Raw genomic sequence first — 13,170 nt, forward strand, 5'->3', positions numbered from 1 at the left:
GCCACGATAGCCGGTACAGCCGGCCGGTGCGGGGAATTCCCCGATACCGCCCTCCGCTGCGCCCATCTCCTCAACCAAGCGCCGTGGAAGGCACGTTCGTCGTGGTGGCGGAGGTGTTCCGACCGGCATCCCGGGCGGTGGGAAAGGAGGAAACGGGAAACACGAATTTCCTCTGCGGAGCGCCACTGCGCGGTGTCAGAGTGGGCGACAGGGTGATCTGGGGAAGACCGGCAGCCCATCGGGCCGCCGTTGTGCGAACAGGACGGAATTCTGCATGCCTTTGATCTTCGTGAATTACCGGACCGGTGACGAGGAGGCGACCGCCACGCTCGTGGACCGCGAGTTGTCGCGGGTGTTCGGCACCGGGAACGTGTTCCGGGCGAGCAAGTCGATCGCACCGGGGAGCCGCTTCCCCCGGGAACTGCTCACGGCCGTGCGGCGCAGTAGTGTGCTGCTGGCCGTGATCGGCCCCCGGTGGCTGGAGGCGGGGGAGCCGGGTGGGCGGATCCCCCGGGAGGGCGAGGAGGACTGGACCCAGCGGGAGATCGCGGAGGCGCTCGACACCGGAGCCGTGGTCGTCCCCCTACTGGTCGGCGGGGCGAAGCGGCTGCGGCACGAGGACCTCCCGGCCCGGATCAGGGGCCTCGCCGACCGCCAGTACTGCAGGTTCAGCCACCGCAACGTCGGCGCCGACCTCGGGAAGCTGGTCGACGACCTCGTGAAACTGCCCGAACTCCACGCCGCCGCACGGGACAACGGGTACCTGCGGGCCCCGGCCCCGTCGGAGGAACGCCTGCCTCGGGCCGGCGGGGCCCAGGTGATCCAGCACACGCAGCACGGGGGGATCGGGAGGGTCGGCGAGTTCTCCGGGACCTACATCCATGAGGCCGGGGGGCCGGTCCACACGGGCAGCGGTCACCTCTACCAGTACCTGCCGGGTGACGAGCGGTCATGACCAGGGCCGACCGGATGCGGGTACCACCGGCCGCGGACGTCTTCGCGGGCATCTGCCGGAGCGTCGAGGCGTACTGCGCCGACACGGCGCTGCCGTGCGGGCCCGCGACACCGTGCGAGGCCGGTGTGCCGCGCTCCTGGGAGGAGCTGAGGCGTCACGCCCGCGACTCCGTTCCCGGTGGCTCCGAGCGGATCGCCGCTTGGCGTTGTGTCGCACACCACATCCGCGAGGAGTCGGCGACCGGCGGCGAGCGGATCTGGACGCTGACCGCCGTCGGGCTGCTCGCTCCCCGGCTGCGCGGAGCGGCGTACGCGATCGCCCGCCGGACGGGAGCCGAACGGGCCGATGTCGGGTCCGCACTGCTGCTGGGAGTGCTGGAGGGCGCGCGGAGCGTCCCGGAGCCCTCGGCGGACGTCGAACGGCACCTGATGGATGCGGCGTTCGCCGCCGGCTGGCGGACCGGGCGACGCGGTTCCCAGGAGGTCCCGGTGGCGGAGCGGGGCGAGGAACGGGACGGGGCGGTGCCCCTGTTGGCGGTCCGGACGCCCGCCGGCGTCGTGTCCGTCGGCGCGATGTCCGGGAGGCTGCTCCAGCGGGTCCAGGGCGAACGCCTGGGTGCGCTGGCCCACCGCCTGGGCCTACTGCCGCACGTGCGCCAGGTCCGCCGGACCAGCCGGTCCCGGCCCGGCGGACCGCACGGCGCCGGCCGTCGCACGACGGGCGAGCAGTCCGCCCTGTTCGAGATGCCCGAGACAGGAGGAGGCGTCCATGCGGGGCCGTCGTGACGAGTTCGTGCCGTTCTCGGTGGTCTTCGGCCTCCCGGCGGAGGTCGGCCTGCGGATCGCCGCGAACGCCCTGGGCCTGAGCCCGGCCACCGCGTACCGCCGGATCGCCCGCGGGGACTTCCCCTGCGCCCTGCGCAAGGTCGGCCGGACGTACGTCGTACGGATGCCGGACCTGATGCGCGCACTGCGCATCCAGGACGTGCGCGTCCACCACGACGACATCGAGGCGGGCGCCCGCTTCGCCGCCGGGAGCACCGACGACTGACCCCGGACGCGACGAGGTTCCGGGCCGCGCCGCGCGGCCCGGAACCTCGTGGGGGCGTCCGGTGCTCAGCCGCCGCCGTAGGTGGCCTGGGTGACGGCGAAGACGTTGCGGCTGCCGGTGGTCTCCTGCAGTGACCACAGCAGGTCGGGGTTGGTGGCGTCCTCCCAGTAGGAGAGGCCCTCGCCGCCGCCCACCCAGGCGAAGGTGGACGGGCCGCGAATGGATCAACAGCCGTCCACGCTAGGGCCGTTTTGAGCATGTCCGCAACATCCCGAGAAGGGTCGGCCGCGCCCCGTAGGGCCAGGGCGCGGCCGCATCGAACAGGCGCCCAAGACCGAGGCGGGCTGACTTCGGGAGCGCGATCGATGAACTTCGAGGTTTACCGCCAGGGATGTCTCTTGATCGCTTTTGGAGTTGGTGGCAAAGCGCAGCCTCCACTCGTTGCCGGTCGGTGGTGGCGGGACATCGTCGCCGCGTTTGGGGCTCATGGTGCGAGGACCTCGCCGTGGTCCTCGTCGGGAAGCGGTTCGGCGAGCTGCGCGGCGAGCTCTGGATCCGCCAGGATCCGGGCGGTGGCGCGCCACTCGACGATCACGCGGTGCAGGTTGGCGTGGACGTCCAGTTCCACCGCGTCGCGGGTGGCGTTCACGAGGTCGACGACGAACTCTCGAACCTCGTCGGCCGACAGATGCCGACTCCAGGGAAATACCTCGGGGAGCGCGAGACGGACGGCGCGGGCCCCCTCGTCGCTGGTGATCAGCGCGGCGAACAGGCGGGCGGTGACGTCTGCGGTCTCCTCGCGCTGGCGGTCGTGGCGCTCGGTGGTGAGGTACAGATCCTCGCCGTCACGGCGCGTGACGTGAACGCGCTGGGCTTGTTCAACGGTGTCCGCGACGCGCTTGGAGTTCTTCGACAGATCGGAGAACGACACAGTGAGGGTGGACATGGGGCGACGCCACTTCGGAATGTGTTCCGAAGTCAATCGAGATGCCCGTCGAGATCGTCACCGCCCGGTGCCCGCCCTGTCAGAGCCGGCTCGGCTCCACCAACGGCCGGTCGAGGTTGTCGAAGGACGAAGGCCCGGGCCGCTGAGCGGTCCGGGCCTTCCACCGGCGGAGGATACGAGATTCGAACTCGTGGATGATTGCCGCCAACACGCTTACCAGCTGTTCGGCCGGCTGTCCGGAAGGGTCCGCATGTGCTCTGGCCTGCGGCGGAGCGTCCGGCCGCCAAGGTTCTGACGGCAATGGACGGAAGTGAACGCAACCAGAACCGCAACCAGAGCGGGGCCGTGCTCCGCCCGGCCCGGTGGTCGTGCCGGCGGGTGACCGGGGGCACGACGCACTGCCGTCGGGCGTAATGGAAGGACCCGCACCGCGGCGGACTCTGCGGGGGCTGCCGGGACCGATCGAGCCGGTGCCGAGTGCCGCGACCGGAGGAGGACGGCGGTGAGGGACGATGAGCGGTGAGCAGCCGGCCGGCGCAGCGGGGCCAGACCGGTCGGAGGGGGCGGCGAACGTCTGTTGGGAGCGCTGCTCGATCAGGCCCACGAGCTTCCGCCCCCGCTGATCGCCCCGCTGGTCGCCGACGTGGTGCGCGGGTTCGGCGGCCGTGACCCGGTGCTCCTGCTGCAGGACTACGGCCAGCTGGCGCTGGTGCCGCTGCCTGGGCGGGGGCTGGACGCGGGGGAGCCGGTGCCGATCGACGGTTCCCCGGCGGGTGCGGCCTTCCTGCGCGGTGTTCCCGTCGAGGAACCGCAGACCGGCGGGGTGCGGGTGTACCTGCCGTTGCCGGACGGCGGTGACGAGGCGGGGGTCCTGGCCCTTGATCGAGTGGCGCTGACGCACCGGCCCCGACCACGGCGTTTGTCACCCGCCAGGTGGGCCCGGTAGGGGCGGAGTACCGTGGGGATGTCGGAGCGGCCCGATCCCGCCGCTCCCCGGAGGCCGACCCTCGCGCGGCGGCCCGTACCCGTACCCGTACCCGTGCCCGCGGACAGCCGGCGAGCCATGTCGGACGGAACCGGTGCCGCGATCCCGGAACTCCGTCCGGTCGGGGCGTTGACCGAACGGGCAGACAGGAAAGGCGGGGTGGAGAGATGTCGGTCTACGTGAAACTCTCGGCCGACGCCTGGGCGCCGGCCGAGCCCTCGAAGGGGCCGTTGGACCTGCAGTACGAGGACAGTGTGGACGGCGTCACCTTCGAGTACGACCTGCACCCGAGCGGTGCGCTGCGCGTTCTGCGGGTCTTCGAGGACACGCCGTACCGGATCGAGGTCTGCTTCGGCCCCGGGGCGTGGCTCCAGGTCGTGGGCAACTACCTGCGAAGCGGCGCCGAGTACTGACGGCACCGACGGCGGTCCGTTCCGGGCGAACCGCGGGCCCTCGGCGGCGGTCGCCCGGCTGCTCAGACGCGCCCGTAGCGGACCGCCTGGTCGGCCAGTTCCCGGGCCATCTCCTCGGAAACGGTCGGACGCGTGCGGTGGATGGCGTTCAGATAGTCCTCGGTGCCGGGTTGGGTCCGCTTCCCCGTGTCGAGGGTGCGTTCGAAGGTGCTCTGGGCGACCGCCATGGCGACCTGCCGGATGTCGGCGGGGGTGAAGCCCTCGCTGGCTGCGGCGAGGACCGCCGTGTCGGCCGCGGTACCCGTTTTCGCCGTGTAGTCGGCCCACAGCGCGTCACGGGCCGTGGCATCGGGCGGCCCGACCGGCAGGACGTAGTCGAACCGGCCGTGGCGCAGGAACGCCGGGTCCAGGGCGGCCACCGAGTTGGTGGCGCAGACGAGGAGCCGGCCGTCGCGCTCACGGAACCGCACGATCGACTTGAGGAGCTCGTTGACCACGCCGACCGACGTGGGGGCGGCGAGGCTGCGCGTACCGGCGACCTCCTCGACCTCGTCGATGAAGAGCAGCACGTGGTCGAGCTGTGCCACTTCCTCGAAGCGGCGGCCGAGTTCGGTGGCCAGCCCGTCCTCGGACGCGAGCCGGGAGGGGAACAGCTCGATGAACGGCCAGCCGAGCCGACCCGCCACGGCCTTGGCGAACGTGCTCTTGCCCGTGCCCGGCGGACCGAACAGCACGACCGCGCGGGGCGGTTCCACCCCGTGGGCGTCCGCCAGCTCGGGGTTCGCCAGGGGCAGCACCAACCGCCGTTCGATGAGCCGCTTCTCGTCGGTCATGCCCGTGAGCCGTTCCCAGAGGCCGGCTTCGGGCATGACCGCGCCCAGCATCGCCAGGACCGTCGGGCCCTGGGGGCTGACGACCTCCGACTTCTCGAAGTACGTGAGCCCGCGGTGGCGGCGGAACCCGGAGTCGGCCAGCGCGGTGGCGCCGGTCTCCTCCTCGGGCAGCAGCGCTGCGACGATCCTGGCACCGGCGTCCCGCAGCCGGCGCTCCAGCGCGGACAGCAGGGCGCTGCCGACGCCCAGGTTCCGCCAGCCGGGGTGCAGGGCGATGCGCAGCACCCATGCCCGGTCCCCGTCGACCCGGCCCACCGCCGCGCCCACGAGACGTTCGTCGGCGACCACGACGACGCCCGGATCACGTGCCTGCAACGCGGCGACCACGTCGGAGAGGCGGAAGACGGCGGCGCGGTCCGTGGTGGCGCTCTCCGTGTCGAGCCGGACCACCGCTTCGAGGTCGTCCGGTGTGAAGTCCCGGACATGCCAGACAGCCATGCACCGCCTCGATCGAACGTCGCGCGCCCCGCCCCTCGGACCCATCATCGGCCGACCCGGGTGTGGCCGCCTGCCCGGGCGGAGCGGCCCGGCGCGGGCCAGGGTCCCGCGCGCCCGGGTCCCGCGCGCGCCCGGGGCCGTTCACCGGGGCCGTTCAGCCGAGCAGGAGTTCCGCGGCCGGGGTGTGGTTTCCGGTCGCGGAGGCGCCGGCCATGGCCGAGGCGGCGGTCGCCGGATCGGTGCCGGGCGGCACCACCAGCAGGAGGAAGTGGTCCTGGAGGCCCCGGGTGACGCTGATCGTCGCGTCGCGGCCGGTGAACCAGTTGATCCTGACCGTCAGGCCGTTCGCCGCGATGGACCGGGGCACGCCGTTCCAGGCCTCGGTGTCGAGGCCGACCCGCAGGATGCGCCCGTAGTGGGCGCCGAGCGCGGTGATCAGGTCCGGCAGTTCGGCGAGGACGTGGTTCGAGCGGGGCCACCAGGCCCCGTCGAAGACACCCTCCCGCGACATCGTCGGCTCCAGCGCCAGACGTGGCAGCAGCGGGGCACCGGGCACCGTCCATGGCCCGGGGGAGGAAGGAATGGGGAGGGGGATCGGCATCATCTGAGGCCGCCCGTCCGGTCCGCGAGGGACCCGTCATGACCCAGGGCGACGTCGACGCTGATGCCGGTGTCCGGAATGTCCTCGGTTGCTCTCCACGTTACTCCGCCGTAGCCTCCCCCGGCCCGACCGGCGCGGGAGTAGCCTCGGAGACCTCCAGGGCATCCCGTATCCCGGTCCCCGTTCCGGCTTCGTTCCGGGTGCAGGACAGCCCGGCAGGCCCCGCCCCGGCGGGCGGCCGGAGACGGGAACGGTGAACGCCGTGACTACTCACTCGCCCCAGCCGGCCCGGCTCGGCCACGGTCTCACGGTCGCCGACGCCATGGAACCCTGCGACTACCGGATAGCCGACGACAGCATCGTCGACCAGGCCGACGACATCCTCCGCGGCGCCCACCTGGACTACCTCCTCGTTCGCGGCCACGACGGCCGGTGCGAAGGGCTGGTGACCCGCACCGGACTCCACCCGTTCCTGGCCCGCTCCTGGTCCACCGACCGGACCGCGATCAGCGCCACCTCGCACCAGCGCGGCCCGTTCGCCTGGCCGACCATGGGCCTGGCCCTGGCCGCGCTCGCGATGCGGATCAAGCACTCGGCGGTCCGGCCCGTCGTCGACGAGGACGGCTACATCCTCGGCGTCCTCACCGCGGACCGCGCCACCGGTCTGCTCGCCGTCACGCCGACTCCGTGAAGCCGTCGCTGTCCGCACCGTGAGAACCAGTCGGACCGACCGGGACGGGAACCGGGACCACGGCATGACGAAGGCCTGACCGCAGTGCGGTCAGGCCTTCGTCCCCCCGGCTGTCCGGGGCGGTCGGATGCGTCCCGACCAGCGGTGGAGCGACCTGCTCGCCAGGCTCCGGACGGCGCTGAACGAGCGTGAACGCAACCGGAACCACAACCGGGCGCCGCATCGAGGTGATGGTGATCCCGGCCGGAGCTATGAGGGCATCACCCCGTGGATGCGGGAGAGGGTGAACACGCGGTCGTCATCGCGCAGGTGGCACCAGGCGTGGAGGTAGGGGGCGTCCAGTTCGAGTCGGCTGAGCGTGCGGACCGTCGTGGTGCCCGAGGTGGCCACGTACTCGATCGTGATGGCCTGCCCGTCGTTGACGGCATGGGCCAACTGGCGGACATCGGTGAAGGAGAGGTTGCGCGCCCACCCGGCGATGATCTCCTCGGTGTCGCTGTCGTAGGGGCGGCCGTCGTACGGATCCGGCTCCGGGACGTCCTGTGGGGCGTCCCGCAGACGGGCGGCGAGGGCGCCCAGGTCGACGGCGGTCCGAACGTCCGCGGGGCGGCCGCCCGCCCGCTGCGGGCGGGACCCGCCGCCGGGAAGGGGGGCCGGGCCCGCCGCGCGGGGGCGTTGGGCCCGCTCGATGCGGACGGACCCGTCCGGCTTCTCGGCGACGGGGGCGTAGCCCGCGGACCGCAGTGCCGCGAGCGTCTTGTCAGGTGGGGTCCGGCTGATCAGCACGGTCGGCGCCAGCAGCCGCAGTCCGAGCTGGGTGAGCTTGCGGTGCGCGGCCAACTCGGCCAGGAGGGCCGGCTCCTCGCCGTGGATCACACAGGCGGTGGCGACGACACGCATCCGGCCGTGGCCGCGCGCCGTGTCGTGGATCAGGTACGAGAGCGGCTGGGGGAGCGGTTCGACGGCGACGTCAGCCAGATCGGCCGTCAAGGTGTCGGGGGTCAGACCGGCATCGAGGGCGCGGCGGACACTGGCCGGGCTGAACCGCCAGACGGACGCCGTCCCGACGCTCTCCCGGTCCGCGACGGCGTCCAGCAGCGCGAGGAGATGCGCAGCCGGTGTACCGGCGACCACGGCGGTGAGATCGCTGCCGAACCGGGCGGTCCTGCTGGCGGCGGGCAGTAGCCGTCGACAGGCATCGGTCAGGGCTGCGTCGTCGTCGGCCAGCAGGGCGGTCCCGATCGGGGACAGGGCCCCGCGGGCGAGTGCGCCGAGCAGTTCCGCCTCGCGGATCAGGGTGGCGAACGGCGTGGCGTCCTGGGGGAGTTCGTCGGCGAGCGGGCGGAGCCAGACGAGTAGCGCCCCCAGTTCCGCCGGGTTCGCCGAGCCCTCGCCGGCCGGGAGTCGCGCCGCAGCCGTGAGCAGCCCGTGCCGAGCCTGAAGGCAGCCTCCACAGGCCGGTGCCCCGGTGAGTGCCGGCAGAGCCTTCCCGTCCTCGTCGCGGTTCCCGCCAGGGGTCAGCGGCAGTGTCCACCAGGCCCGGAGGAGCACGGCGAGCTGGTCGGCCGGTTCTTCCACGGCCCAGGTGTCGTAGTTGGCGGTGGCCGCGACCCGGTCACCGCTCCGGGTCAGTAGCCCGGCCGCGCTCGCCGCCTCCAGCACCAGACGCACCACGATCTCGTCGCACCGTGCTGCCTTGCCGATCCGGGACAGCTCACGGGCGCCGACCCCGCCGGCCTTCAGCCGAGCCGGGGGAGCGACGGCGCACACCCCGAGGACGGACACCGCATGGGCGGCGAACGCCATCAAGGCGGAAGTGGCCTCCCGGTCGATGTCCGAGACGGTGGTGGGCACCGACCGCACAGCTGGCGGGGAGGGCGTGAAAGGGGCGTGCCAGCCGGAGCCGCGCAGCGCGAGTGCCACCTCCGCGGGCATACGGGCCGGCCCGTACCGGTGGCGGTCCCGGATCAGTAGCCCCCGCTCCAGCGCCCACTGTTCGCCGGGCGCGGAGTCGGCCGGAGTCCCGAACATGATGAAGCCCGGTCGCTCCGGAGCCTCACGCGCCCGCCGCTCTAGGAGCTTCCGGGTGCCTGCCGGGGCCTTGGCCACCAGCGCGGCGACCCGAGCCGGATCGCTGTGATGGTCGACCAGCGCCGCCAGCCGGCTCTCCTTCCTGCTGGCGGCGGGTTTGACATCGAGTTTCGCCAACATGCGGCCCAACTCGTCGGAGTTCGAGCCTGCGAGCAGTCGTACGAGCGGTGCGTCGAGCCCCAGGGGCGAGCTCCACGCGTTTCGCAGCGGCGCCGCCATCAGCAGCAGCCCATTGTCGGCCGGCCACACCAGAGCACGATCGGCCAGCGCCTCCAGGGCGGCGTCCAGCCCGTGGGCGCGGTCACCGTGGGTCGCGTCCAGGAGACGTTCCAGATCCTCCCGCGACCCGGTGGTCAGCGCCGCGATGGCCTCCGCCACCTGAAGACACGGCAGCGCGAGCCGGGGCAGGACCAACGCCACCGACGCCGGACGCTGGAGCCTGTCCGCCAGTTCACCGACCGACCGCGGCTCCGGAGCCGACACGGCGTCCGGGCGCGCCGCCAGGACGCGTTCCAGCCCAGCCGCGTCCAGGCCACGCAACCATGTGGCCAGCGGCGATCCGCTCTTCGTACTGATGGGGCACCTCACTACACCGAAGGACATCCATGGCCCGCCGGAACCAGCCGGGAGCACAAGGATGACGTGTCAACGGAGCGGTAGCGACGAGTGCCCGGACCACTGGGCGGTCCGGGCACCCGGTTGCCCTGGCGGGCAGCGGCGGAGGATACGGGATTCGAACTCGTGAGGGTTGCCTCAAACACACTTTCCACAGCGACCACTTGTCTCGGCGCTCCGCACGCCACTTCCCGGGAGCGGAGATCGGTCGGCAGCCCTTGCCGGACGGCACACCCGGCGCCGTCAAGCCCTGAACGGGGGACGCCGCCGGTCGCTCACCCCAGGCCGGCGCAGGTTCCGGCGTCGACGAGGCCCTGCCACGCCTTCCCGACGGCCTCCCGGTCGGAGACGTCGTAGAAGTTCACGGACACGGCGAACTGGCGCCGTCCGTCCGCCGAGCCGAACATGCCGCTGCTGTAGCCGGGGATGCCACCGGTGAGGCCCCAGTACAGCCCGCACGGCGTGTCGTACCGCATGAGGCCCAGACCGTAGTCCTTGCCGTCGCCCAGGCCGGTGGTGCGCTGCATCTCGGCGAGCTCGGCGGGGCGGAGCAGCTTGCCTCCGAGCAGGCCGGCGATGAAGCGGTTGAGGTCGGCGGTGGTGGAGATGCCGCTTCCGGCCGGGCCGGCCCAGGAGGGGTTCTCCAGGGTGACGTCGACCGGCCCGGTGGGCAACTGGAGGTATCCGTGGGCGTGCGGGCCGGGTATGAACGGCGAGCTGACGGGCATGGAGGTGTGGGTCAGGCGCAGCGGGCGGATGATCCGGCGCTCCACCTCCTCGTTCCAGGGGTGCCCGGTCACCTTCTCGGTGATCATCCCGGCCAGGACGTAGTTGGTGTTGGAGTAGTTCCACGCTGCGCCGGGAGCCGAGGACGGCGGGAAGGTGTTGGCGATGTCGACCAGGTCCTGGGCCCGGTAGTTCTTCCACCGGCCGCGCTCGGCCCAGTCGGGCTTGCTGAAGTCGAACGCCGGGGCGCCGGTGTGGTTGGGCAGGCCGCTGGTGTGGTTGAGCAGTTGGCGCACGGTGATGGCGGCGCCGTTCGGCACCTCACCGGGCAGGAGGCGCTCGATCGGATCGTCCAGGCCCAGCCGGTGCTCACCGGCGAGTTGGAGGACCACCGTGGAGACGAAGGCCTTGGTGACGCTGCCGATGCGGAACCGGCCGTTCTCGTCGACCGGCGCGCCGGTGGCGACCTCGGAGGTGCCGGCCGCGCCCCTCCACACCGGACGGGAGCCCTCCTGGACGGCGCCCAGAGCGGCCGAGGCGCCGCCCTGCTTCACCATGGCGGCCACTGCGGCGTTCAGGGTGTCCCGGTCCACCCGGGCGGCGCTGCTCCCGGCCGTCGGGCTCGGGCCGCCGTCGGCCGGGACACCCTGCGCCGACGTGGCCGACGCGGCCGGGGCCGCGGTGGCCAGCAGGCCGGCGCCGACCAGCGCCGTCACGGCCAACCGGAGCCGCTGGCGGCGCGGTCGCGTTCCTGGTGTGCCGTAGTCCGACAGAGTGCCGTTGTTCCCCGTCATGTGTCCCGCCCCTTCCGAACGGGCGGCGCCCTGCCGGCCTCCGCCCCCTTGGTGACACCCTGTCAGCTCGCTCCGGGACCAGTCCTCCGCCGCAGGTGCCGTCCGCAACCGATCCCTGGCGTGAGGTCTCCCCCTGGACGGGTAGGCCTCAGGTCGGGGACGGCCTGCCGGGTGGCGGCGGACGTCGGTTCAGCGGTGGGGGTTCTCCGAAAGGTCTACGAAGGCGGCGCCCACGGCATCGCCGCCGTTCCCGGAGGGGAGGAGGGGGTTCAACCAGAACCTCCCGGATCTCCTCCGGCGTCGGCCCCGCCGCACTGGCGATCGGCTCCCGCGCGTTCGGGACCGTTCGGGCGGATGGTGACGCAGATCACGGGTTGGTCGTCCACGGCGACGGCCGCGCGCTACCAGCACGCGGCGGGCCGCATCCTCAAGGATGTGGCCAAGCGCGTGGGCGGACTTATCTGGCAGGTGGCCAAGGGCGCGGACGGCGGAAGCCCGAAGGCTCCCGAGCCGGGGCGTTGAGACTGTGAACGACGAAGGCCCGGGCCGCTGAGCGGTCCGGGCCTTCGTGAAGGCGGAGGATACGAGATTCGAACTCGTGAGGGGTTGCCCCCAACACGCTTTCCAATTCTCACGAACGGGGTCCGTCTGGGTTCACGCCCGTCCTGGCCTGCGCCGGAGTGTGACCGGGCGCGTGGTCTGAACCCCGGCGAATTCCAGCGAATGAGACCAAAACTGAGACCAGAGTCTTGTAGGCCGGCTTCTGCGGCTGGCGTGGAGCTGGCTCCACATTGTCAGAGCCAGCTCCTATGCTCGCCGCGGACTATCACTGGGCTTGGGGGCGACATGGCGAGGGTGGAGCGCGAGTGCGCCACGCCGACGTGCAGCGCGGTGTTCACTGCCACAAACCGATACTGCACGCGGTGCCGCACCAAGGAACATGTTTGCGCCCACAGTGGCTGCGGCGCCAAGTTCTGGGCTGCTGGCAGTCGCTTCTGTTCGCGTCACCGCTACCCCACGCGGACCTGCAGCGCCCCGGGATGCGATAACACCATCACCGCAGCGTCAAACCTCGTGTGCTCCGCCTGTCGTGCCAAAGATAGGAGCTGTGCCTCTCCGGGCTGCGCCAACGTCTACCGGGGCAACGCGCTGCACTGCCGTACCTGCCTGACTCCCGTGCGACAGTGCGTGGCCCCGAACTGCTCGACGGTCTTCAGAGGCACGCAGAGCCGTTGCTGGCACCACCGAGCTAAGACTCGGGAGTGTGCCGCAGAGGAGTGCTTCAACGTCTATCGCGGTACGACTGTGCGCTGCATCGCATGTCGAACGTTTGAACGAGAATGCACCGTGGGCGGTTGCGCAACGGTCTACTGGGGTGATCGGAGCGCGTGCAACGAGTGTCGCAAGTCTGAGCGTGAGTGTCCTGACTGCGGTGAAACCTTCCACATGCGTACTTCCCGGTGTGGCCGGTGCTGGTGGCGCCAACTTCCAGCCACCGTACGAGCGGCGATGTCCCGTTCGAGTGGCAACGCCTACCGCGCTCGGAAGCTAGCCGCCCAGGTCGCTGGGCCTGTCTCAGCTGAGGAGTACGCCAGGGTCAGGGCGGAAGGACCGTGCGTGTACTGCGGTGATGAGGCGACTGAGATAGATCACGTTCGCCCGCTATCAGGGCACGGAGGTTGGGAGCATCCGTCGAATCTCGTCCCCGCCTGCCGGTCCTGCAATGCGAGCAAGAGTGACCGTCTGCTGATTGAGTGGGATCAGACGCGAGTGTTCAGAGCTGTAGCCGCATCCGAAAAGGTGGCGGCTGAGTACGAGCGACAGCTCAGCGACGTGGACGCGTACGCTGGCATTTGACGATGCGCCGCGTCGGGCCGCCTCAACCGCTCTCACGCTACTGGCTCCAGACCTCAAGGACCTTGGCCTGCTCGAAGGTGAGGTAGAGGGGAATACCGTGGGATGAAGTGGATTG

Annotated in this window: 13 protein-coding genes and 1 pseudogene; 8 read left to right on the top strand and 6 right to left on the bottom strand. The window is 71.6% G+C overall.

Going from position 1 to position 13,170, the window contains the following annotated elements; all coding sequences use genetic code 11:
• Nucleotides 1-274: 274 nt before the first annotated feature.
• From ACFU9E_RS00335 to ACFU9E_RS00345, 3 genes are read left to right on the top strand one after another with little or no spacing between them, the layout of a single operon-like run.
• Complete coding sequence (locus tag ACFU9E_RS00335; RefSeq protein ID WP_380681831.1) at nucleotides 275-955, top strand: toll/interleukin-1 receptor domain-containing protein; 681 nt, start codon at nucleotides 275-277, stop codon at nucleotides 953-955.
• A complete protein-coding gene (locus ACFU9E_RS00340; RefSeq protein WP_380681832.1) occupies nucleotides 952-1,740 on the top strand; it encodes a hypothetical protein in 789 nt (262 codons plus the stop codon). Before ACFU9E_RS00335 ends, ACFU9E_RS00340 begins: the two co-directional genes overlap by 4 nt.
• Complete coding sequence (locus tag ACFU9E_RS00345; RefSeq protein WP_380681833.1) at nucleotides 1,724-2,005, top strand: helix-turn-helix domain-containing protein; 282 nt, start codon at nucleotides 1,724-1,726, stop codon at nucleotides 2,003-2,005. The genes ACFU9E_RS00340 and ACFU9E_RS00345 overlap by 17 nt, the downstream gene beginning before the upstream one ends.
• A gap of 65 nt (nucleotides 2,006-2,070) precedes the next feature.
• Here the strand turns inward: ACFU9E_RS00345 and ACFU9E_RS00350 are convergent, their stop codons facing one another.
• Both ACFU9E_RS00350 and ACFU9E_RS00355 read right to left on the bottom strand, forming a co-directional pair.
• The gene (locus ACFU9E_RS00350) at nucleotides 2,071-2,199 is read right to left on the bottom strand and encodes a hypothetical protein (RefSeq protein WP_380679662.1); all 129 of its coding nucleotides are present in this window, start codon (nucleotides 2,197-2,199) and stop codon (nucleotides 2,071-2,073) included.
• A gap of 290 nt (nucleotides 2,200-2,489) precedes the next feature.
• Nucleotides 2,490-2,951, bottom strand: coding sequence for a prevent-host-death family protein (locus ACFU9E_RS00355; RefSeq protein ID WP_380679659.1), 462 nt, complete (start codon nucleotides 2,949-2,951; stop codon nucleotides 2,490-2,492).
• A gap of 512 nt (nucleotides 2,952-3,463) precedes the next feature.
• Here ACFU9E_RS00355 and ACFU9E_RS00360 point away from each other — a divergent pair.
• Together ACFU9E_RS00360 and ACFU9E_RS00365 are read left to right on the top strand one after the other, a co-directional pair.
• Nucleotides 3,464-3,831, top strand: a pseudogene (locus tag ACFU9E_RS00360) (serine/threonine-protein phosphatase); the annotation flags it as partial.
• A 272-nt stretch (nucleotides 3,832-4,103) separates the two neighbouring features.
• Entirely contained in the window at nucleotides 4,104-4,349 is a 246-nt protein-coding gene (locus ACFU9E_RS00365) for a hypothetical protein (RefSeq protein WP_380679656.1), read from the top strand.
• A gap of 62 nt (nucleotides 4,350-4,411) precedes the next feature.
• Here ACFU9E_RS00365 and ACFU9E_RS00370 read toward each other — a convergent pair whose 3' ends face one another.
• Both ACFU9E_RS00370 and ACFU9E_RS00375 read right to left on the bottom strand, forming a co-directional pair.
• Complete coding sequence (locus ACFU9E_RS00370) at nucleotides 4,412-5,680, bottom strand: ATP-binding protein (protein WP_380679654.1); 1,269 nt, start codon at nucleotides 5,678-5,680, stop codon at nucleotides 4,412-4,414.
• Nucleotides 5,681-5,834: 154 nt separating this feature from the next.
• Complete coding sequence (locus ACFU9E_RS00375) at nucleotides 5,835-6,284, bottom strand: DUF5994 family protein (RefSeq protein ID WP_380714688.1); 450 nt, start codon at nucleotides 6,282-6,284, stop codon at nucleotides 5,835-5,837.
• Nucleotides 6,285-6,543: 259 nt separating this feature from the next.
• On the opposite strand from ACFU9E_RS00375, the gene ACFU9E_RS00380 reads away from it, so the two are divergent.
• On the top strand, nucleotides 6,544-6,972 hold the full coding sequence (locus ACFU9E_RS00380; RefSeq protein WP_380679650.1) for a CBS domain-containing protein: 429 nt from the start codon (nucleotides 6,544-6,546) through the stop codon (nucleotides 6,970-6,972).
• A 249-nt stretch (nucleotides 6,973-7,221) separates the two neighbouring features.
• Here ACFU9E_RS00380 and ACFU9E_RS00385 read toward each other — a convergent pair whose 3' ends face one another.
• Both ACFU9E_RS00385 and ACFU9E_RS00390 read right to left on the bottom strand, forming a co-directional pair.
• Nucleotides 7,222-9,441 (bottom strand): helicase-associated domain-containing protein, encoded by a 2,220-nt coding sequence (locus ACFU9E_RS00385; protein ID WP_380679648.1) that lies wholly within the window; start codon nucleotides 9,439-9,441, stop codon nucleotides 7,222-7,224.
• A gap of 512 nt (nucleotides 9,442-9,953) precedes the next feature.
• Nucleotides 9,954-11,198 carry a serine hydrolase domain-containing protein gene (locus tag ACFU9E_RS00390; protein WP_380679645.1) on the bottom strand — a complete coding sequence of 415 codons (1,245 nt, stop codon included), beginning with the start codon at nucleotides 11,196-11,198 and terminating at the stop codon, nucleotides 9,954-9,956.
• A gap of 354 nt (nucleotides 11,199-11,552) precedes the next feature.
• Here ACFU9E_RS00390 and ACFU9E_RS00395 point away from each other — a divergent pair, with 354 nt between their 5' ends.
• Together ACFU9E_RS00395 and ACFU9E_RS00400 are read left to right on the top strand one after the other, a co-directional pair.
• Nucleotides 11,553-11,720 carry a hypothetical protein gene (locus tag ACFU9E_RS00395; RefSeq protein ID WP_380679643.1) on the top strand — a complete coding sequence of 56 codons (168 nt, stop codon included), beginning with the start codon at nucleotides 11,553-11,555 and terminating at the stop codon, nucleotides 11,718-11,720.
• 987 nt (nucleotides 11,721-12,707) lie between these two features.
• Nucleotides 12,708-13,055 (top strand): HNH endonuclease, encoded by a 348-nt coding sequence (locus ACFU9E_RS00400; protein ID WP_380714689.1) that lies wholly within the window; start codon nucleotides 12,708-12,710, stop codon nucleotides 13,053-13,055.
• Nucleotides 13,056-13,170: the final 115 nt, after the last annotated feature.

It is taken from the genome of Kitasatospora sp. NPDC057595, from assembly GCF_042800875.1.
Classification (GTDB): Bacteria; Actinomycetota; Actinomycetes; order Streptomycetales; family Streptomycetaceae; genus Kitasatospora.

Coding starts and splice junctions, on each gene's coding strand:
- ACFU9E_RS00335 (WP_380681831.1), top strand. CDS start 275: ATGCCTTTGATCTTCGTGAATTACCGGACCGGTGACGAGGAGGCGACC.
- ACFU9E_RS00340 (WP_380681832.1), top strand. CDS start 952: ATGACCAGGGCCGACCGGATGCGGGTACCACCGGCCGCGGACGTCTTC.
- ACFU9E_RS00345 (WP_380681833.1), top strand. CDS start 1,724: ATGCGGGGCCGTCGTGACGAGTTCGTGCCGTTCTCGGTGGTCTTCGGC.
- ACFU9E_RS00355 (WP_380679659.1), bottom strand. CDS start 2,951: ATGTCCACCCTCACTGTGTCGTTCTCCGATCTGTCGAAGAACTCCAAG.
- ACFU9E_RS00365 (WP_380679656.1), top strand. CDS start 4,104: ATGTCGGTCTACGTGAAACTCTCGGCCGACGCCTGGGCGCCGGCCGAG.
- ACFU9E_RS00370 (WP_380679654.1), bottom strand. CDS start 5,680: ATGGCTGTCTGGCATGTCCGGGACTTCACACCGGACGACCTCGAAGCG.
- ACFU9E_RS00375 (WP_380714688.1), bottom strand. CDS start 6,284: ATGATGCCGATCCCCCTCCCCATTCCTTCCTCCCCCGGGCCATGGACG.
- ACFU9E_RS00390 (WP_380679645.1), bottom strand. CDS start 11,198: ATGACGGGGAACAACGGCACTCTGTCGGACTACGGCACACCAGGAACG.
- ACFU9E_RS00395 (WP_380679643.1), top strand. CDS start 11,553: ATGGTGACGCAGATCACGGGTTGGTCGTCCACGGCGACGGCCGCGCGC.
- ACFU9E_RS00400 (WP_380714689.1), top strand. CDS start 12,708: ATGTCCCGTTCGAGTGGCAACGCCTACCGCGCTCGGAAGCTAGCCGCC.